Origin of the sequence: Thermoplasma sp. Kam2015 (genome assembly GCF_003205235.1) — an archaeon.
In the GTDB taxonomy this organism is placed as follows: domain Archaea; phylum Thermoplasmatota; class Thermoplasmata; order Thermoplasmatales; family Thermoplasmataceae; genus Thermoplasma.
The window spans coordinates 15047-32869 of the sequence record NZ_QJSM01000034.1; the positions used below are offsets into that span (position 1 = coordinate 15047).

Genomic DNA, 17823 nt, shown 5'->3' on the forward strand with positions numbered 1-17823 from the left:
TCATGATCCTGATTTAACTGCATTCTATTGCCAAATTCGAGTTAGAAATCCTACAAAACGAGCGATCTGATTCTAAGCTTCAATTAATGAATAGCTCAATGCCCGGGCCGGGATTTGAACCCGGATCTGAGGCTCCGCAGGCCTCCAGGATATCCAAATTACCCCACTCGGGCATTTCCGTATCCATTTTTGATATTTATGTTTGCGTACACAGTAAAAAATGAAATGTACTGCTGGAATTATATTTATAAATTCTTACAAATAAAATTATCGTATATGGCCAGCTATACAAAAATATATAAAAAAATATTTAAATTATGTGCAGTTTCTTTCCGAGATCCGCGAATGCATCCACAGCGATTTTTATGTCCTGCTCAGTGTGAACTGCTGAAGGCATCAGCCTTATTCTCGCGGTTCCCTTCGGTACAGTTGGATAGACTATGGGTGAAGCGAACACATCCTTTTCATCATATAATCTCTTGCTCAGATCAACGGTCTTCTTTTCATCGCCTATTATCACAGGTGTTATCGGTGTCTTGCTGTGGCCAGTATTGTACCCGATATCCGATAAGGACTTCTTCAGGAGATCAGAATTATGCCAGAGTTTCTTGATCAGCGAGTCGTCCTTCTCTAGGATCTCTATTGCCTTGAGAACTGCAGCTGCATCAGCAGGGTTCAACGCGCTGCTGAAAAGGAAAGGCCTGGATTTCTGCTTAAGGAGATCAATAAGATCTGATGAACCTGCTACAAAACCTCCCATTGATCCAAGTGCCTTTGAGAATGTTCCCATCTCAATATCTACACGATCTTCAAGATGGAAATAGTTCACAATGCCTCTTCCATGATCGCCTAGAACTCCTTCACCATGAGCGTCGTCAACGTAAACCATCACATCGTTCTTTTCGGCAACCTCTGTTATCTCTGGCAATGGTGCGATGTCCCCATCCATGCTGAAGACTCCGTCAGTTATCACAATAGCTTTTTTGAATGAAGACCTGTTTTCTCTGATCTGCTTCTCAAGGTCTTCCACGGAGAGATGCTTGTAAACTATCCTCTTCGCGGAACTCAATCTTGTTCCATCTATAATACTCGCATGATTCAGTTCTTCTGAGAATATCACATCATCCTTTCCAACAAGAGCAGGTATTGTACCCACATTAGCAAGTAGTCCACCCTGATATACCAGAGCAGCCTCCATATGCTTGAACTCTGCGATCTTCTCTTCAAGTTTGGCATGAATTTCATCGGTACCGGCTATAGATCTCACTGCGCCAGCACCAACACCATATTCTTCTATAGCCTCTATAGCTGCTTTCTTTGTTTCCGGATGATTTGCAAAGCCAAGATAATTGTTAGAGCACATATTCAGAACTTTCTTGCCGCCAATGGTTACCCAAGATCCCTGAGCACTTTCGATAGTCCTTATGGGAACGTATCTACCCTCTGCCTTCAACGCAGAAAGTTCTTCTTCTACCCAGCTCAATTTTTGCATATTTATTTAATCGATAAAGCCTATATAATAATTTCATAACATCCCATAACCTGCCACATATTTGCTCGCTTTCTTTCCTCTTTCTGAACAATGCAGTAAATTTTTCAAAAGGTTTAAAGACATAGGTTAAAGCCACTCGCAAATTGCTATATACCTGAAAGCTATCAACTCATAAAACAGATAATGGAAACCTTAGGTTGATTAAGGTAAAATCCTATTCAATGGGTGATCAGATGGATGAAGAGATGTTAATACCGGAAGAGGAGTATCAGAAATCAGGAGTGCATATCGGTACGCAGGTAAAGTCCAGCGATATGAAGCCGTACATATTCAAGATCAGAAACGATGGACTTTACATACTTGATGTTAAAAAGACAAATAGTAAGCTGATAGTTGCCGGAAAGATGCTTGCAAGATTTGAGCCGCAGGATATACTTGTTGTGGCGCAGAGGCAGTATGCGTTCAGGCCTGTGGCAAAATTTGCTGAGGTCACCGGTGCAACGGCGATAACCGGAAGGTTCAACCCAGGCACGCTCACCAACCCGAGCCTTAAGTTTTACAAAGAGGTAAAGGTCATAATCGTCACCGATCCTCTTGCAGACGTTCAGGCAATGAAGGAGGCTATAAAAGTTGGTATTCCAATAATTGCTCTGTGCGATGCAAACAACAAAACCGATTTTGTGGACCTCATAATTCCCACAAACAATAAGGGCAGGAGATCTCTGGCTGTGATATACTGGTTGCTAGCCAGAGAGATATTGAAAAACAGAGGTACCATATCCAGCTATGATCAGTTCAAATATACAATAGACGATTTCGAGGCTCAGATCTAAATTATATCTTTTACCCTTTTAAGAGCCACGTATCTGACCTCATTTTTATATATACTCGCAAATATCATTGTTTTCCTCACGCTTGACGCCACTCGCACACCTCTGCTGATAGAATACCATCTTTCCGTGTCGGATATGACGCTCACTAGATATTCAGCATGCTGACTCTCATTACCCAGATAGACCCGGAAGTTCGCACCATACTTGAATCCTGTCTTTACTATGCACCCTCTGCTTACCAGATCAGAAAATACTGTATCTACCGGTGTCACATCATGTTTTCCTGAAATAAAGTTGGCCTCCGTTTCTGTCAGTAATCTGTATCCATGAAACGTGGATCCGATCCAGCTACTGGCCTCTTGGCTGAGAAAATTTCTTCCTCCCATCTTAACGACAGAACCGGAAATTTTTTCAAAATGAACAGTTCCCGCCGGTGAAACTTCCTGCGATGAATATATGGTGGGATCTCCTTCCTCATCCACCGTGAAATAAAAATCCACTGGATTTTCCACAAAATCAGAGAATTCAATGAGATCTGATTCCCTCATTACCCTGAGGCTCATAGGCCTCTCAGTGGTTTTTCTGAAATACAAGAGGCCAGAATCCTCCTTGACACGGTATCCTCTGTTCTTGAGAAGTTCATAGGCGACGTATCTATCAAAGGTTACAGCGTTAAAGATATCGGCAACCGATCCATCATCCTTGAACCTTATCCTGCCTTTGAGATAGAGGTATAGGCATTCGAAAGGATCAAGCACCAGTTTATCTCCGCTTAGGTATCCTATTCTGTACTTTCCTATGATGTAATTTCCACTTTTGCCGTCTTCAATTAGAAAGTCATGAGAACCGCAGATGCCTTCTTCCATCTATCTCCTCAATACATTCCTGCTTATTATTCTATCAACAATATCATCAAGAATACCATCAAAACCTGTGCCATCCTTGCATGAAACCATATAATAATCTGATCCGAACTTTCTGCTCAACTCCTCAAGATCCTCCTTCCAGATCTGAGCTTCGTACTTGAGATCGGTCTTATTTCCAATGATATACACATTGCTCTTGTTCATCCCATGGGCTCTGGTTATGACCCTCTCAGCAAACTGCAAACTACCTGAATCGGTGAGATCAATTATAACGATCATGCCTGTGGCAGTTCCCATGGTCCTTTCAGCATCATCATCTGCCTCCTGAAACAGAATGTCGACGCTGTATCTGTTGCCATTTATTTCCCTTGTTACTGTCTTCTTTATCAGAGATCTCTGAAGCCCGGGAGTCATCTCCCCATAGACGATATATGATATGAATGAAGACTTTCCGGATCCCTTTGAACCGATCACGAGGAATTTCCAAGCGAGTTTTTGAATAGGCATTGGGCATCAATATGTATCTTTTAGTTATACTTTTTCCTCAGAATACTACCCGTCCGCGATGGATCGCGCGTGATCTTTGACAACAGAGCTCAGAGGGAATTTGAAAAATTAGCCTCTGTTAAATAATGGCACTATAATTTTATATATTTACATGATATTTAATAATCATGGAATTTAGATTTTCTGACATATTTCAGTATATAAAGCCCTCGGAGATAAGATCATTATTGAAATACACGTCTGACCCTGAACTTATTTCTTTCGGCGGTGGAATGCCAAATCCAGAATCATTTCCGCTGAAAGAGATGAAGGAGATCCTAAATGATGTTATAGAAAACTACGGAAAGAAGGCCCTACAGTATGGGACAACGGAGGGCCTGGATCCGCTCAGGGATGAATTGGCTAAATATGTTGAGAAGACTGAAGGAATAAGGGCAAAGAGAGAGGAGATCATACTCACCACGGGATCGCAGCAGGCCCTGTATGCCATAGGTAAAATATTCGTGAACCCTGGTGAAACCGTAATCACGGAGGGCCCGACATATGTTGGGGCAATATCAGCGTTCAATTCGAACAAGGCAAACATGATCGCCGTTGATCTTGATGATAATGGCATGAACATCGAATTGCTTGAAGAGAAGATAACGAATCTTATGGCTAACGGAATGAAACCAAAATTCATCTATGTAATACCGACTTTTCAGAACCCGGCCGGTACAACTATGATACTCGAAAGGAGAAAGAGGCTTCTTGAGATCTCCAAGAGGTATCAGATACCCATCGTCGAGGATAATCCTTATGGCCAGCTGAGATACGATGGTGAACCTGTACCATCCATAAAGAGCATGGATGATGATGGCAACGTTATCTATCTCGGTACATTCTCAAAGGTCATGGCGCCTGGCCTCAGACTTGGATATGTCATTGCGGACAGACAGATAATAGATAAGATAAATCTGGTCAAGCAGGGCCTTGATCTGGCTTCTGATTCCCTTTCTGAATATATAGCCTATGAATATCTGAAAAGAGGAGATATATACAGGCAGATACCTAAAACCGTTAGCCTGTACAGAAAGAAGAGGGATCTCATGCTGAAATCCATAGAGGAGTATTTCCCGGAAGGAGTCAAGTACACAAAACCAAACGGTGGCATGTTCCTTTGGGTTTCCCTCGATGAGAAGATCGACACAACAAAGATGCTCGAGAGAGCCCTAAAGGCAAAGGTAGCCTATGTCAGCGGTTCCGCCTTTTATCCGCATGGGGAGAAGCATAACAGCATGAGGCTTAATTTCACCTATTCGGACGATGATCAGATCGTAGAAGGCATCAAACGCCTCGCATATGTCATAAATGAAGAGATGGAGATAGTCGAATAATATCTAAATCTCATTATTTTGCAATGTAAGCCAAATATATTTTATTGTTAAAGTCATAACGTCAGGATGATAACCGTTGTTGGGGGGACCTTCTCAAAGCTCCACAAGGGACACAAGGCACTGTTGAACACTGCAATAGACACTGGAAATGAAGTTGTGATAGGCCTCACAAGCGATGAATATGTGAAGAAAAACAAGATATATCCAGCTGTTCCGTATAGCATCAGGTACAGAACCCTCTACAATTATATGATCAAGCGTACCAACAGATTCAGAATAAGACAGATCGACGACAGAAATGGAAATGCCCCCTATGAGAAGGATTATGAGATAATAGTTGTATCACCTGAAACATATCCCCGATCATTGAAAATAAACGAGATTCGGATCAGCAACGGCCTGCCTCCACTGAAGATAATCAGGGTGCCATATGTTCTGGCCCAGGATCTATTCCCGATAAGCTCAACAAGGATAATCAATGGTGAAATAGACGCAAATGGCAAAAGAAAAATACCTCTAAAAATAGGGATATCAACCAGAAATGAAGCGAAGATATACGCTGTAGAAAAATTTGTCAGAAGGATTGTGAAGAATTACAGCATAGTGAAGAACGAGGATTATTCGCTCAAAACACAGCAACCATTTGGCGAGGATACGATGGAACTTGCAACCCAGCGCGCCATGGCCTCCCTTAAGGATAACGACTATTCGATAGGCATTGAGTCTGGGATAATATATGAAAAATTCTCAAAGAAATACTTTGACGTGCATTACTGCGTCGTTATAGATCGCTTTGGAAACGTTACTAGGGGCATGAGCAGCGGATTTGAGATTCCGGATCACATCGTAGACAGGATGAAACGAGATATGACGTTCTCTGAGGCTTATTCAAAATATTTCAATCTGGAGGAAATCGATCAGGCAGAGGGTATAATTGGAAAGCTATCCGGTGATAGATTGAAGAGGATAACGCTCATGGACGAGGCCATAAGGAACGCCTTCATACCTCGGCTTGATCCTGACTTCTACGATTCCACGTACACGCCACCCTGATCCAGTTGATCAACTCATCATCGTTCCGTCGAATACAGTTCTCAATTTTATCGATACATTCTGTCAGCCTATCTGGGCTTGATCAGGATCCATTTTTTCTGTACTTTCTACCCGTGATCATGCCCACCGTGAGGACAAATGAAGACATGATCAGCATCGCCAGAAGGAGGTAAAATACCTCTCTGAAGCCTGTTGGCTCAGCCAAAGCTATGAAACCGGGTATCAGGCTCATCTTATACACCGTACTGCCTGTGAATATGCCCATGCTGACGGTCTTCCTGCCGCCCATCAGCGAAACAAGGATCATTATGATCTCTGGAAGGGATGATATAAGTCCTATACCATAGACACTCAATGCAATTGCGCTGATTCCGGTGTATCTGGCTATCTCTATGGTGCTTCTCACCAGAACATCTGAAGATATGAATATCAGTACAAAAGCTAATATTAACAGTACAGCTGAATAACTATGCATGTTTTTTTCATCCGGATCCCTGTTTCCTTTGGCCTTGACAGAGACGTAGATTATGAAAGGAACAAACAGTAATGTACTCAGATACCATGGAATATAGTTATATACTATCGATAAACCAATTGAAATCACTGCTAAAGCTATTATTATCGTCATGTCGATCATGAAGGATCTCACTACCTTGAGATAGATCAGCGCAACTATGGCAGTGAAGAAGATCATTGTTATGAAATTGGAACCTTCCACAGCGCCTATTCCTATCTCCGGATGACGAAAGATCAGTGATGATACTGAAAGCGCAATCTCATCCAGAACAGACGCTAGGCCAATGAAGATCGTACCTGCATACATGTCTCCAATGCCCATTTCCCTGAACATCGGCACGGCGTTGTCAAAGAAGGTATCGCCCGAAAGCACAAGTATTAGGAGCGAGATCAGGAAAAATGATACGATCAGAAAAATAGAATGAGTATTATATAAAATTATCAGTATAGATAATACGGTGAGGGAAGAAAACAGTTCAATGGAATGCGGCCTCTTCAATCTGGTTCTCTCCCGCCTCCTCTATCATATCACCACGTATAATCTTTCTCGTGGAAATTGACGTTGGTCTCAGCTTATCAACAAGATAAGCAAAAGCATCATCTGCAGTCTTGGGATCGCCGCATGTATATATATCTAGCGTCACCAAGCCATATTCTGGCCAGGTATGAAAAGAAAGATGCGACTCTGCAAGAAGCACTATACCGCTGGCACCCCTCGGCCGGAACTGGTAATAGTCAGATGATATCTTAGTAAGCCGACCGTACTCTACAGCGCCCTCTATGATAGGAAACATGCGTTCTGTAGTAGCTATCAGTTCTGAATCCACCCCGTAGAAATCTGCAATGATATGAATTCCTACTCCCACTTCCATCGTCCTCCATACAGGTTTTCACCTCTTAGGTTAAAGGAAGAATTAATATGTTGTATTTAAATATTTTATCCGGTTGGTGCATATGTTTAAAATTTATGAATACTTATTAATTTAGTAAATCCATTGCCTGTTATTCATAATTTAAATAATATTATAGTTAAATTATAATAATACTGTTCAAAATATTCATGAGAGTTCCAAGATATTGGCTTTAACGGGATTATAACGATTTTCGAGCTGCGGTATTTCAGCCATGGAATAGTGCAGTCGCCTCCTGGAGGTCACAACCATGACGTTTTGACCCCTCACGCATGCTTCAAACGCAGCGGCAAGAGGGGCATATTCAATATCTGGCTCGACACCCACATTCCTAAGGGCAACGTATCCAGCCTCTCCAATGGCAGCACGAAGATCGGAAGGTACCTTGGCCATGATATCCTTCAATTTTTCCTTCACCTCATCATTCAGCTCGTCCGGTATAACGACTATCGACAGCCTGCCTATATTCACGTCTATCATGCCAGACAGATCGGTTATACCAAGAAGTCCTCCAGCCTTCGCACCATTTACAGCCCTTCCCCTGGCTCCATCGCCAGAGAGATATGCATATAGATAACCGCCTTTCATTCTGAGGTAGACTGTTGATCCTGAATTTATATCTTCAGCGGCTATTGCCTCCCAGATCATAACGCTGTCCAGATCCTTTATATTGGATGTTATGAATTCCCTCATATCAGAAAGCTGCCTGTACAGGAAATCGAAGCCTTTCTTTGTTATCCTGTTTTCGTTATCTATGAAACCCTCCTTTTGCATATTTTTGATATGATATATGACGCCCTGGAGTGTTATATCCATGTCCTTGGCTATCTCTGATGGCTTGCGTCTTCCATGATATATATTCAAAAGCACTATTATCTGATTGATCTGATCCGGTTTGGGCAGCATTCAATGCAATATATAAAGCAAACTAAAAAATTTTGTCATGATCCTCTATACATTGGTTTCCTTTTGATTACTATGTCATACCCTTATAGGATATATTATGGTAAGTATCAGAGAAAGCAGATAGATAAAGCCTATGAATGAATTGGCATTGAAAAATGATTTCCTTACCGTTTCTGGCCTCGACGGGTCCAGTATGATGTGCTGGTATATGACAAGGAAGCTTATCAGGATCATCGCCACCAGATACCAGTATGTTCTTATATAGAACAGAACCACCCAGAACGAGATCAGCGTAACTATGTGAAATGCAACTGATATTTGCAGGCCTCGCTTCAATCCATATTTTACCATCAGCGTCTTTAGGCCATTGATCCTGTCATATTCCATATCGGGTATGACGTATATCACGTCAAAACCGGCTATCCAGAATGATGATCCTATGAATATGAGATATATTGTAGGGTCTCTTGGGAAGATTGGAAGTACTGCCAGATAGCCAGCCAGAATGCCGACGCCTATCGTGGATCCCATGTATATGTGCCTCCACGCTGTGTATCTTTTAAGCAATGGATCCGTTAGAAAGAGAAAGATGACGACAGGTGAGAGTATAAGCACAAGCCTGTTGAGCAGAAATGTTGTTAGCTCGAATATGGCTACGAATAATACGGTGAGTGCTATTGCCTCAGATTTTGACATCCTTCCTGAGACAAGCGCCCAGTCCTTCTTCCGTGGATTTATCAGATCATAGCGAAGGCCCTCTATCCTATTTATGGACATTGCGGATGCCCTAGCAGATACGGCCGCTATGAGTATAAGCAGTATCTTCAATGGGTATACGTATCTCCCGGCAGCAAGGACATAACCTGTGAATATGAATGGAAGATCGAACACAGTATGCTCCAGTTTTATGAATTCAACAATATCCTTGAAGTTCATCGATGCGCCTGCCGCATTTTGAAGATCACTGCGAGAGACCGTTCTTCCTCATGATCTCGCGTACTTTGTTTTCTATCTCCTTAGGCATCTCGAGCACATCTGGCCAGCGGCGCTGGTATCCTTCATCCGCTCTCTTCTTCGTTGCATCTATGCCCATCTTGGAACCGTAATTGAATATCGGTGAGGCATGATCCAGACTGTCCGTGACTGTTCCGGGTATGATGATCACGTCCCGATCCGGATCGATTCTGGTAGTCATTGCCCAGATCACCTCCTTCCTGTTATGCACATTTATGTCGTCATCAACCACCACTATTATCTTTGAAAACATCATCTGGCCCATGCCCCATAGACCGAACATGACCTTCTTTGCGTGGCCTGGATACCGCTTCTTTATGGAAACTATAACCATGTTGTGGAATACGGCCTCCTCCATGGTATTAATATCTACAACCTCTGGCATAACCATCTGTATCAGCGGCAGAAACATCCTCTCTATGGTCTTACCCATGATCACATCTTCATGCCATAGCTTTCCAACTATGGTGGTTGGGTATATCCTGTCCCTGCGTTCTATGATCTTCTTTATATGGAACACCGGAAACTGTTCCTCAAGGGAATAATAACCGGTGTGATCCCCGAATGGCCCCTCTATTCTGGTTTCCGCCGGATCTATATAACCTTCGAGCACGATTTCGAAGTTTCTTGGGTATTCAACATTGACGGTCTTCCCCTTGACAAGATCGAAACGTTTCTTTGACACAAGACCCCGGAACATGAATTCATCAATGCCGTTTGGAAGGGGGGCTACAGCCGAGAACACCGTCAGTGGATCCGATCCTATCACCACCGCAACATCCATTATCTCGTGCTTCTCAGCCTCCTTCTGGAAATTCTCTGAGCCTCCCTTGTGTATGTGCCAGTGCATACCAGTGGTCTCAGCATCGTACACCTGCATCCTGTACATTCCCATGTTCCTCACTCCTGTCTCCGGATCCTTGGTTATAACCAGAGGCAAAGTTATGAATCTTCCCGCATCTTGAGGCCATGTCCTGCATATTGGATAGCGAAACAGATCCACCCTGTCAAGCTCATCATAATTGGACGGAAGGCTGTTTGTTATCTTGGGCCTCAGACCACCTAGCTCCCTCATCATCTCTATGCCCTTCCCTATGAAGCTTTCGCTGTCACCTGGCGGCTGAGCGATCTCCACGATCCTGCGGCCGATCTGATATGGGTCGTCGCCCAGAATGGTTTTCATTTTATCGTAGGTCGAAAAAAGATTTCCGACTGCAGGAACTTCGCTTCCCTTAACATTGTTGAACTGTAATGTGCGACCACGCCCTGTCCTTTCCTCTTCACTCAGCATGTATGTGAGCTCAAGATCCGGATCAACCGGATCATTCACCATCATGAGATCGTTCTTCTTTGCGAGAAAATCCAAGTATTCATGCAGATCATCGAACAGCATAGTAGCTCATGCCAACCTGTATTAAGAAATTTAGCAATTCAAGATTATAGCAAATTTGGCTTAATGATTCACAACAGTCTGTTCCTGAAATCCAGACGGATCAGCCTCATATGGTTTAGTTCGTCAAAGGTGCAAGCTATTAGTATGTGCGCCTAAGAAGAAAGAAGATTTTCTGCAACTACTGGATTGGACAGAAAATGGATATGTGCGTATGTTGCTGTTATTTTTCCTTCTGAATATCCGTCTTCAGAGCTACTGTATCTGCTGCGAAACACAAATGGATGATCATACGAAACATCAAACCTTATCCTTGACTTATGGAATTCATGCCCTCGTGCACTCTCTCCGGCCCTAAGTATGCCGGTATCTCGTTTGGCCAGTATCTCTCTGTACCCTATGACGAGCTTATCGCTCATATAGACGTATGCAGGTATTATGCCAGCCCCTCTATATACATGACCAGAGGTGTCCTGAAGCGATCTGCAAAGGTACATGTATCCGCCACACTCAGCATATATCCGCGTACCGCTGGATACTGCAGATTGAATTGCATCAGCGGTATCCTTAGCTCTTTCAAGATCGCCAGCAAATACCTCCGGATAGCCACCACCCAGATATATCAGGTCACTGTCAGCTTCTGGAACTTCGTTTGCGATCGGTGAAAAATAATGCAAGGAAGCTCCCATCTTCCTAAATATCCTGAAGTTCTCTTCATAATAGAAATCAAAGGCGCTATCCATGGCCACTGAAATCTTCGCTGGCCCGTAGCTGTTTACTTCCGGCCTGTATGAGGAACTTATTTCTCCAGCAGACATCGCTATCTCCATGAGTCTTTCTGTATCGATATTAGAACTGTTTTCTATGGCCTCAAGAACTTCATTAATTTTTACGATCTCACTGGCCTGAACCAGGCCCAGGTGCCGGCTCTCCAGAATCGCCCTCTCATCACGTACTAGATACCCAATGACTGGCACACCTGTCTTATCCTCTATGGCCTTTCTTATCAGGTTGAAGTGGGATTCACCAGACACCTTTGTTATGATGACGCCACGCAGCAGATCGCCTGCGTAGTCCTTCACTCCTGCCACCATTGCTGCTCCAGTTCCGGCGATGCCGTATCCGTCTATTACCAGCAGTATCGGCGTTCTTGTCCTGATGGCCAGATCATACGTGCTGCCAGAAAAATCAGACCCAAAACCATCGAAGATGCCCATAACCCCTTCGATGATAGAGACGTCAAATCCTTTAGATGCCTCATTCAGAAGATATACTATCTGATCATCATTCATCATCCAGAGATCAAGGTTCTCACTGGGGACACCTGCCGCGATCCTGTGGAACTGGGGATCTATATAGTCCGGACCTATTTTGAAAGGTTTAACCTTCAATCCCCTAGATCTAAGCTTCAGTATCACGGATAGGGTTGTCGTAGTCTTTCCTGATCCGCTACTGAGACCGGCTATGATCAATCTAGGCCTATTCATCCGAAGTATCCCAGATCTTCCTTATTCTGTTTATTCTGAAACTCCTCCTGCATCTTGCCTGTGATCTGCTCAATCTGCCTGCTCCTATTCTCTATATCGCTCATATCAAGCTTTATGCCCAGCTGCTTCTGAAGCACGTTAAGTACCTCCATCGCACTCTTTGGATCTGCAAAATAGCCGGAAGTCTCACCCATCAGACAGGCACCCTCAAAATTGAACATCTCCATGCCCAGACCGAGTATAAGACCAGCAGAACCAACTATGCCTCCACCAGGCTCGCCCTTTGGAAAAACGACACCGTTCTTTTCAAGGTCCTTGACCAGTTCTTTATCCGTGACTGCACCAAGCACTCTAGGCTTGTCCACCATCTTTCCTATACTGTATCCCCCCAGGGTATATATCATGGATACGCCTATTTCCTTGGCAATTTGGAGAACCTGATAGGAAAGCTCGTACTGGGCTTCCTGAGTCGTACCCTGAAAGTCGCCAGCTAGCACGACAAGATCATGCTTGCCCCTCATTTTCTTATAATATATCGAGTTCCTGACGAGATGGATGACACTATCGTCATTGATGAAAACTTGAGGTGGTAGATACTGAGAAAATATATCGTACATCTTGATCATGTTGAGCTTCTCTACCATATAGTCAGCTGCTATTTTTCCAACGTTTCCAATGCCTGGAAGTCCACCAACCAGCACTGGCGATTTGAGCTTAACATCCTTGTATTTAATCACAACTATTTTCTCCATCCATCTCACCTTTCAATTCTTCAATTCTGTACTTCTTGAACCTGTCAACAGGAGAATAACGCGGCGGAACCGCCATGTATGTTTCCGATCCGCATTTAGGGCATTTTTCCTCAAGCGTGTAAGTATTGCATTTTGGGCATTTCCTGATCAGGGATTTCATTGTTTATTGAACTCCACTTCCACCTGTAGTTTCTTAGCCTTATCGTTAACTATCTGCACCACTTTTTTCAGCGTTTCCTCGGCCTTTTTGTAATCCTTGTCCTTCACAACTACACGATATCTCGGCGCTCCTACGTATTCAAGTTCAACCTTACCTGTATCTTCAGGTATGGTTAGAACCTCCTTTATCCTTTCAACGCCATCCGATGCAAGAGAATAAACTTCGAAATATCCAGACACAGAGACCTCTGGTATCGTTATATTTTCCTTTGCTATCTCTATAAAAACACTCTTCCAGTCTCCATCAATATCCGGAAGCCATTCGCCATTTGATTGTGCAGCATTTTCAAACGCAGCAAATAAGGTTCCGAACAGCTCAACCAGTCTTTTACCGAACTGTTCCTTACATTCGTCTGTGCTCTTATTTAACCTGTTGCACACGATTTCAAACAGCTTATCGGCTTTTTGTTCGTTTTTCCATTCAGCTATCTTCTCTCTGCTCTGGTGCTGATTTACCCTTTTGAGTGAAAGATCCACTACCTTTCTATCAGGATTAACTCCGATCACTTTGCATACGACCCTCTGACCTTCACGGAGGTAACTCCTTATATGTTTGACCCAACCAGTGGCGACCTCGGATATATGGATGTACCCTTCAACGCCTGGGTATTCCTCAAGGACTCCATTAGCACCGAAGTTTTTCACCTCGGTTATTTTGACCACAACGAGGTCTCCGTTGTCTGGAAGTGGCTTTATATTCATAATACCTCTACTACCTCGCCTGATGTGGCAAGTATTCCTCCGGTGGGTTTAGCGAGTGTTGCTCCGCATATGTTGCAGGTTACCGTTGATGATGGTCTTGCAAATACCACCTGAACGTTCCCGCAATCCTTGCATTTTATTTTGACGAAGTGCCCATTCACATTCTTGGGCTTCACAAACTTTGTCTCTGCCATCTTCACGCCTCCACAATCTCAAACTTTTTGGCTCTTATTCCTGGCGGTGTCACGGCTTTATGGCATTCATCGCAGACGAGCCTCAATGCTACTCTCTTTGTCGGCTTCTCCCTCCCTTCGAATTTTGGTCTAGGGAAACCCCCATAACCAGATGTGACTCTTCTGAATCTCCTCTGTCCGGCCTTTAGTTCGCTCGCCTTTCTTTTCCTGACCCTCTCCACCGAATGGCTGGTATGCTTCTTGCAGTATGGACAGTACGTCATTATCTTCTTTGGCATCTTCAAATAGATTCACCTTGATGTGCAAGTATTTCAATCTATTATTTCTATCTTTTCGCCCTTGAATGAAATGGCAATCTTCTGATCAGATGCGGAATTTTTCGGCCGAACATCATGAAATATCATCTCATAGGCTTATCATGGAATGAAAGAGGAAATCATGTTCAGTATTCATTTCTTGAGAAATAAAAAATGAGAAAAGTTATGAATGTTCACAATCTGTCTACGACTGATTTCAGCTGGTCTCCCTGCTTTATTCCAAGCTTCTGGGCTTCAATTGAGGCGTCTGCTATCTTTGCCGATAGCATATCGTCAAGCGTCTTCACACCTGTCACACGTACTGCTATATCTCCAACTTTATTCGCAGTTTCAATATTCAGATAGCCACACATCGCATAGCCCTTTTTGCCTTTAAGAAATAAAAGGGGAGCGTTTCCAAGATCACTTTTAAAGAACTGAAATATCCTGCCGTCGATCTCAACAGAATCTATCTGCATCATGATTTGTGCATCGGAGGCTTCGATAAATTACTTTCTAATTCGCAGATACATAAGGGATCGAGCGATACGGTCAAACCCGTAATATCAAGCCTATCGGCTCAAGAATGAAGCACTTTAGTTTGATCATCCTAAAATTTCTATACAACAACAATATTAATGCAAATGATAGATATGGTTCTTCAGGATGTTGACGGTATATTCGATTCGCAAGCGGTTTTGGCTGGGCGTTTTCAGAATGATCTTACGGTTATAAATGAAAAATATGATCTTTTCTACCTCATGCTGCCGACTATAAATGAAAAGAAGATCGTATCATTTTACATATTTCTGCAAGATGAACAGATCCCAGATAGACATAGAGAAGAGATAGAATCTGTGCTCTATAAATTCAACCCTGTCGTGAAAAATGGCGTATGGAAGATATATCTGGATACCCAGAGTTTCAAGCTTAGTGAACCATTTACCACATTCTTTGATATAGATAGTATTGTATTTGATATGGCGTCTATGAAAGGCGGAGAGATGCTGCTGCCAGTGAGGTTCATCTCCAAGGACAAGGATAAGCTTGTAAATTCCATCATAGACTCGGCAGGGTATGGTGAAAATATATATCTAAGATACATGGGCCCAAACAGAGGATTTGATTATTCTTTCACTGCAATAAAACTGCTTGATCAGGTCTATAAACTCACACTGGAAATAGATAACCCACAGGTTATGCACGGAATATATGCAGAAACCAAGAAGAATATAGCCTGGAGAAGAGAATCGAAGATACCATACAAAGATAATACAGAGGACTATATCTACGCGCTGGATGATACGCATACAATACCAGATATACTCATAGATACGGCGTATACTGGTGAAAAGGGAACAGTGTACATAGGGAAATACTCCAACTATGACATATACAGGGCATTTTTCGGCGATTCTTTGACGAATCACATGAGTAGCGTAATGATCGCTGAAAATGTTTATTACCTAAGAAGATGGTCCAAATTCGAGGATGGAAAGCTAATGCTCTATTTCTACACCACAGTAGAGTTCCTGAGACTCATACCGGTCATACTTAACGATACTAGGAAGAATTTTCCGAAGGTAAATATGAAAATCGAAGAGATACTTGCCATATGACGTTCTTTAGCTGAAATATATGAATTTGATGAGGGAGTGAATCTCAGCAAGATCGGTGGTGATGTGCACCGAATTCTATGATGCAGGGTTATGTGGATATAACCTGCATATTGAGAATCCTAGTGAGCTGCTCCTAAGCTAAAGCATCGGTCTTCCTTACAGCGAAGAGACATCTGCCTTTTCGGACATCCAGACAAGCCATAAATCGTGATATCCACAGGCGTATATTCGGATCTCAACGATTTTATTCAAGTATCATATCACTTGGTTATCATGAATGATATATAAAAAATTCGCAAGGTTATTAATAAATTTTTCCATTGATGTAAATCCGTGTATCTCATGTCCGAAGAGGGAGTTTTACTGCTTTCCTCAAACTCCTAATCCCTATAAAAATTCGAGATCTCAAAATGAAGATATATCACAGCATATGTCCAATATCTTGATTTCATTAGCTACAATAGAAGAAAACACGTAAACATGTCATTCTGAACGATGAGAATGAATATGGTATTTATGATCTGACTCTTATATGGAGCTTCAGGCTTTCTAGATCATATCATTTTGAAGGCGTCAACGTCCAGTACATCATAAATGTCAGTGCGACGGTGCCTGATGACAGGGACCTCATCACGGTATTTGTCTATCAAGCTGAAATCTATATCCATAGTAACAACTCCTTCTTCCATTCCCATTTCAGCCAGAATGTCGCCGTATGGCGATATGACCATTGAGTGACCAGTAAACCTTTCGCCCGTCTGTGCTGCACCAACCACAAAGACGCCATTCTCCATTGCCCTTGTCTTCAGAAGAGTCTTCCACTGATCATACTTTCGTTCGCCCGCGAACCAGCCTGCCTGATAGATTATGATCTTTGCGCCATTTAGTGCAAGAATCCTGGCTGGCTCAGGAAATCTTAAGTCGTAGCATATCTGGACACCAATTGGGTCGCCAGATCCATTGAATATCCTTGGCGGCATATCCCCCTTCTCAAACACATTGCTTTCTCGGAAATTGAAGGCATCAAATAGGTGCAATTTCCTGTATTTTAATATCAAACCGAGTTCGTCTATATAGATCGCGCTATTGAATGGCTTAAGGTTGAAATAGTTCTTTTCTGGAATATTGACCAGTATCTTCTGATGTTCTCTCTGTGCGGTTTCTATCATGCTTTTTATAAAACTTCCATCTATAGATTCAGATACATGAGTCATATCCTCTTTACTTTCGAATGTGGGCACATAAAGCTGATATTCCGGAAATACGACCAATTCTGATCCCTTTGCCCTCTCCAGCAGCCTGTAAGTGGCCTCTACGTTTTCTTCCTTATTGGAAGTAGATCCCATTTGTACTATAGCAATTTTCATATCAACACCCGCTAATTGTTCGATCTATTGATCGACTGGACTTGAAACTTCCGGTTAGATGATGGATATCGAAACACGGGAACATATTCCATTACTAATGTGCGATCTTCCAAGATGTATGTTCCAACAAATCCTGCCATTCTCCATCGATCGAGATATCCGTTACTGAAATACTATGCATTGCTATGCATTTCTTTCTTGCAGTCATTGGCATCCTCAACAATTACTTGATCTGGATGGTACAAGTAATCATTCTTCATAGAATGCCAAGAGGAACTGCCACTCACGGTAAACGGGGTACCGCAGAGGTCTAATCCACGGAT

The 17823-nt window shown here is 42.8% G+C and carries 20 protein-coding genes and 1 tRNA gene; 4 read left to right on the plus strand and 17 right to left on the minus strand.

All coding sequences use genetic code 11. From position 1 onward, the window contains the following. Positions 1-99: 99 nt before the first annotated feature. Positions 100-173 (minus strand) — tRNA-Arg (locus DMB44_RS07055). 137 nt (positions 174-310) lie between these two features. Continuing rightward, the gene (locus tag DMB44_RS07060) at positions 311-1492 is read right to left on the minus strand and encodes a glycine C-acetyltransferase (RefSeq protein WP_110642207.1); all 1182 of its coding nucleotides are present in this window, start codon (positions 1490-1492) and stop codon (positions 311-313) included. Positions 1493-1725: 233 nt separating this feature from the next. Between DMB44_RS07060 and rpsB the strand changes: the two genes are divergently transcribed. Then, positions 1726-2325 carry a 30S ribosomal protein S2 gene (rpsB, locus tag DMB44_RS07065; protein ID WP_110642256.1) on the plus strand — a complete coding sequence of 200 codons (600 nt, stop codon included), beginning with the start codon at positions 1726-1728 and terminating at the stop codon, positions 2323-2325. Here the strand turns inward: rpsB and endA are convergent. Beyond that, a complete protein-coding gene (gene endA, locus DMB44_RS07070; protein ID WP_110642209.1) occupies positions 2322-3191 on the minus strand; it encodes a tRNA-intron lyase in 870 nt (289 codons plus the stop codon). The two genes, rpsB and endA, sit on opposite strands and share 4 nt — an antisense overlap. Next, a complete protein-coding gene (locus DMB44_RS07075) occupies positions 3192-3698 on the minus strand; it encodes a GTPase domain-containing protein (RefSeq protein WP_110642211.1) in 507 nt (168 codons plus the stop codon). 167 nt (positions 3699-3865) lie between these two features. On the opposite strand from DMB44_RS07075, the gene DMB44_RS07080 reads away from it, so the two are divergent. Together DMB44_RS07080 and DMB44_RS07085 are read left to right on the plus strand one after the other, a co-directional pair. Continuing rightward, positions 3866-5074, plus strand: a complete 1209-nt coding sequence (locus DMB44_RS07080) for a PLP-dependent aminotransferase family protein (RefSeq protein ID WP_110642213.1) — start codon at positions 3866-3868, stop codon at positions 5072-5074. Positions 5075-5140: 66 nt separating this feature from the next. Next, positions 5141-6127 (plus strand): bifunctional pantetheine-phosphate adenylyltransferase/NTP phosphatase, encoded by a 987-nt coding sequence (locus tag DMB44_RS07085; protein ID WP_110642215.1) that lies wholly within the window; start codon positions 5141-5143, stop codon positions 6125-6127. A gap of 82 nt (positions 6128-6209) precedes the next feature. Here the strand turns inward: DMB44_RS07085 and DMB44_RS07090 are convergent, their stop codons facing one another. From DMB44_RS07090 to DMB44_RS07145, 12 genes are all read right to left on the minus strand, one after another. Beyond that, positions 6210-7142 (minus strand): sodium:calcium antiporter, encoded by a 933-nt coding sequence (locus DMB44_RS07090; RefSeq protein WP_110642217.1) that lies wholly within the window; start codon positions 7140-7142, stop codon positions 6210-6212. Beyond that, positions 7120-7515: an adenosylmethionine decarboxylase gene (gene speD / locus DMB44_RS07095; RefSeq protein ID WP_110642219.1), complete on the minus strand. Its 396-nt coding sequence runs from the start codon at positions 7513-7515 to the stop codon at positions 7120-7122. The genes DMB44_RS07090 and speD overlap by 23 nt, the downstream gene beginning before the upstream one ends. A 186-nt stretch (positions 7516-7701) precedes the next feature. Next, positions 7702-8460, minus strand: a complete 759-nt coding sequence (locus DMB44_RS07100) for a transcriptional regulator (RefSeq protein ID WP_110642221.1) — start codon at positions 8458-8460, stop codon at positions 7702-7704. A gap of 75 nt (positions 8461-8535) precedes the next feature. Next, positions 8536-9396 (minus strand): UbiA-like polyprenyltransferase, encoded by an 861-nt coding sequence (locus tag DMB44_RS07105; RefSeq protein ID WP_110642223.1) that lies wholly within the window; start codon positions 9394-9396, stop codon positions 8536-8538. Positions 9397-9421: 25 nt separating this feature from the next. Beyond that, the gene (locus tag DMB44_RS07110; protein WP_110642225.1) at positions 9422-10867 is read right to left on the minus strand and encodes a menaquinone biosynthesis decarboxylase; all 1446 of its coding nucleotides are present in this window, start codon (positions 10865-10867) and stop codon (positions 9422-9424) included. 152 nt (positions 10868-11019) lie between these two features. Next, entirely contained in the window at positions 11020-12351 is a 1332-nt protein-coding gene (locus tag DMB44_RS07115) for a cobyrinate a,c-diamide synthase (RefSeq protein ID WP_110642227.1), read from the minus strand. Further along, positions 12348-13103 carry a proteasome assembly chaperone family protein gene (locus DMB44_RS07120; protein ID WP_110642229.1) on the minus strand — a complete coding sequence of 252 codons (756 nt, stop codon included), beginning with the start codon at positions 13101-13103 and terminating at the stop codon, positions 12348-12350. Before DMB44_RS07120 ends, DMB44_RS07115 begins: the two co-directional genes overlap by 4 nt. Further along, on the minus strand, positions 13081-13263 hold the full coding sequence (locus tag DMB44_RS07125; protein WP_110642231.1) for an RNA-protein complex protein Nop10: 183 nt from the start codon (positions 13261-13263) through the stop codon (positions 13081-13083). The genes DMB44_RS07120 and DMB44_RS07125 overlap by 23 nt, the downstream gene beginning before the upstream one ends. After that, on the minus strand, positions 13260-14024 hold the full coding sequence (locus DMB44_RS07130) for a translation initiation factor IF-2 subunit alpha (RefSeq protein ID WP_110642233.1): 765 nt from the start codon (positions 14022-14024) through the stop codon (positions 13260-13262). The genes DMB44_RS07125 and DMB44_RS07130 overlap by 4 nt, the downstream gene beginning before the upstream one ends. Then, on the minus strand, positions 14021-14218 hold the full coding sequence (locus DMB44_RS07135) for a 30S ribosomal protein S27e (RefSeq protein WP_110642235.1): 198 nt from the start codon (positions 14216-14218) through the stop codon (positions 14021-14023). The genes DMB44_RS07130 and DMB44_RS07135 overlap by 4 nt, the downstream gene beginning before the upstream one ends. Positions 14219-14220: 2 nt before the next feature. Next, on the minus strand, positions 14221-14502 hold the full coding sequence (locus DMB44_RS07140; RefSeq protein ID WP_110642237.1) for a 50S ribosomal protein L44e: 282 nt from the start codon (positions 14500-14502) through the stop codon (positions 14221-14223). Between the two features lie 206 nt (positions 14503-14708). After that, positions 14709-14996, minus strand: coding sequence for a YunC family protein (locus DMB44_RS07145; protein ID WP_110642239.1), 288 nt, complete (start codon positions 14994-14996; stop codon positions 14709-14711). A gap of 162 nt (positions 14997-15158) precedes the next feature. Between DMB44_RS07145 and DMB44_RS07150 the strand changes: the two genes are divergently transcribed. Beyond that, entirely contained in the window at positions 15159-16133 is a 975-nt protein-coding gene (locus tag DMB44_RS07150; protein WP_110642241.1) for a hypothetical protein, read from the plus strand. Between the two features lie 554 nt (positions 16134-16687). Here DMB44_RS07150 and DMB44_RS07155 read toward each other — a convergent pair. Beyond that, complete coding sequence (locus DMB44_RS07155; protein WP_110642243.1) at positions 16688-17500, minus strand: carbon-nitrogen hydrolase family protein; 813 nt, start codon at positions 17498-17500, stop codon at positions 16688-16690. Between the last annotated feature and the right edge of the window lie 323 nt (positions 17501-17823).

Coding starts and splice junctions, on each gene's coding strand:
- DMB44_RS07155 (WP_110642243.1), bottom strand. CDS start 17,500: ATGAAAATTGCTATAGTACAAATGGGATCTACTTCCAATAAGGAAGAA.
- DMB44_RS07085 (WP_110642215.1), top strand. CDS start 5,141: ATGATAACCGTTGTTGGGGGGACCTTCTCAAAGCTCCACAAGGGACAC.
- DMB44_RS07105 (WP_110642223.1), bottom strand. CDS start 9,396: ATGAACTTCAAGGATATTGTTGAATTCATAAAACTGGAGCATACTGTG.
- DMB44_RS07115 (WP_110642227.1), bottom strand. CDS start 12,351: ATGAATAGGCCTAGATTGATCATAGCCGGTCTCAGTAGCGGATCAGGA.
- DMB44_RS07130 (WP_110642233.1), bottom strand. CDS start 14,024: ATGAATATAAAGCCACTTCCAGACAACGGAGACCTCGTTGTGGTCAAA.
- rpsB (WP_110642256.1), top strand. CDS start 1,726: ATGGATGAAGAGATGTTAATACCGGAAGAGGAGTATCAGAAATCAGGA.
- DMB44_RS07100 (WP_110642221.1), bottom strand. CDS start 8,460: ATGCTGCCCAAACCGGATCAGATCAATCAGATAATAGTGCTTTTGAAT.
- endA (WP_110642209.1), bottom strand. CDS start 3,191: ATGGAAGAAGGCATCTGCGGTTCTCATGACTTTCTAATTGAAGACGGC.
- DMB44_RS07075 (WP_110642211.1), bottom strand. CDS start 3,698: ATGCCTATTCAAAAACTCGCTTGGAAATTCCTCGTGATCGGTTCAAAG.
- DMB44_RS07150 (WP_110642241.1), top strand. CDS start 15,159: ATGATAGATATGGTTCTTCAGGATGTTGACGGTATATTCGATTCGCAA.
- DMB44_RS07060 (WP_110642207.1), bottom strand. CDS start 1,492: ATGCAAAAATTGAGCTGGGTAGAAGAAGAACTTTCTGCGTTGAAGGCA.
- speD (WP_110642219.1), bottom strand. CDS start 7,515: ATGGAAGTGGGAGTAGGAATTCATATCATTGCAGATTTCTACGGGGTG.
- DMB44_RS07145 (WP_110642239.1), bottom strand. CDS start 14,996: ATGATGCAGATAGATTCTGTTGAGATCGACGGCAGGATATTTCAGTTC.
- DMB44_RS07125 (WP_110642231.1), bottom strand. CDS start 13,263: ATGAAATCCCTGATCAGGAAATGCCCAAAATGCAATACTTACACGCTT.
- DMB44_RS07080 (WP_110642213.1), top strand. CDS start 3,866: ATGGAATTTAGATTTTCTGACATATTTCAGTATATAAAGCCCTCGGAG.
- DMB44_RS07120 (WP_110642229.1), bottom strand. CDS start 13,103: ATGGAGAAAATAGTTGTGATTAAATACAAGGATGTTAAGCTCAAATCG.
- DMB44_RS07110 (WP_110642225.1), bottom strand. CDS start 10,867: ATGCTGTTCGATGATCTGCATGAATACTTGGATTTTCTCGCAAAGAAG.
- DMB44_RS07135 (WP_110642235.1), bottom strand. CDS start 14,218: ATGGCAGAGACAAAGTTTGTGAAGCCCAAGAATGTGAATGGGCACTTC.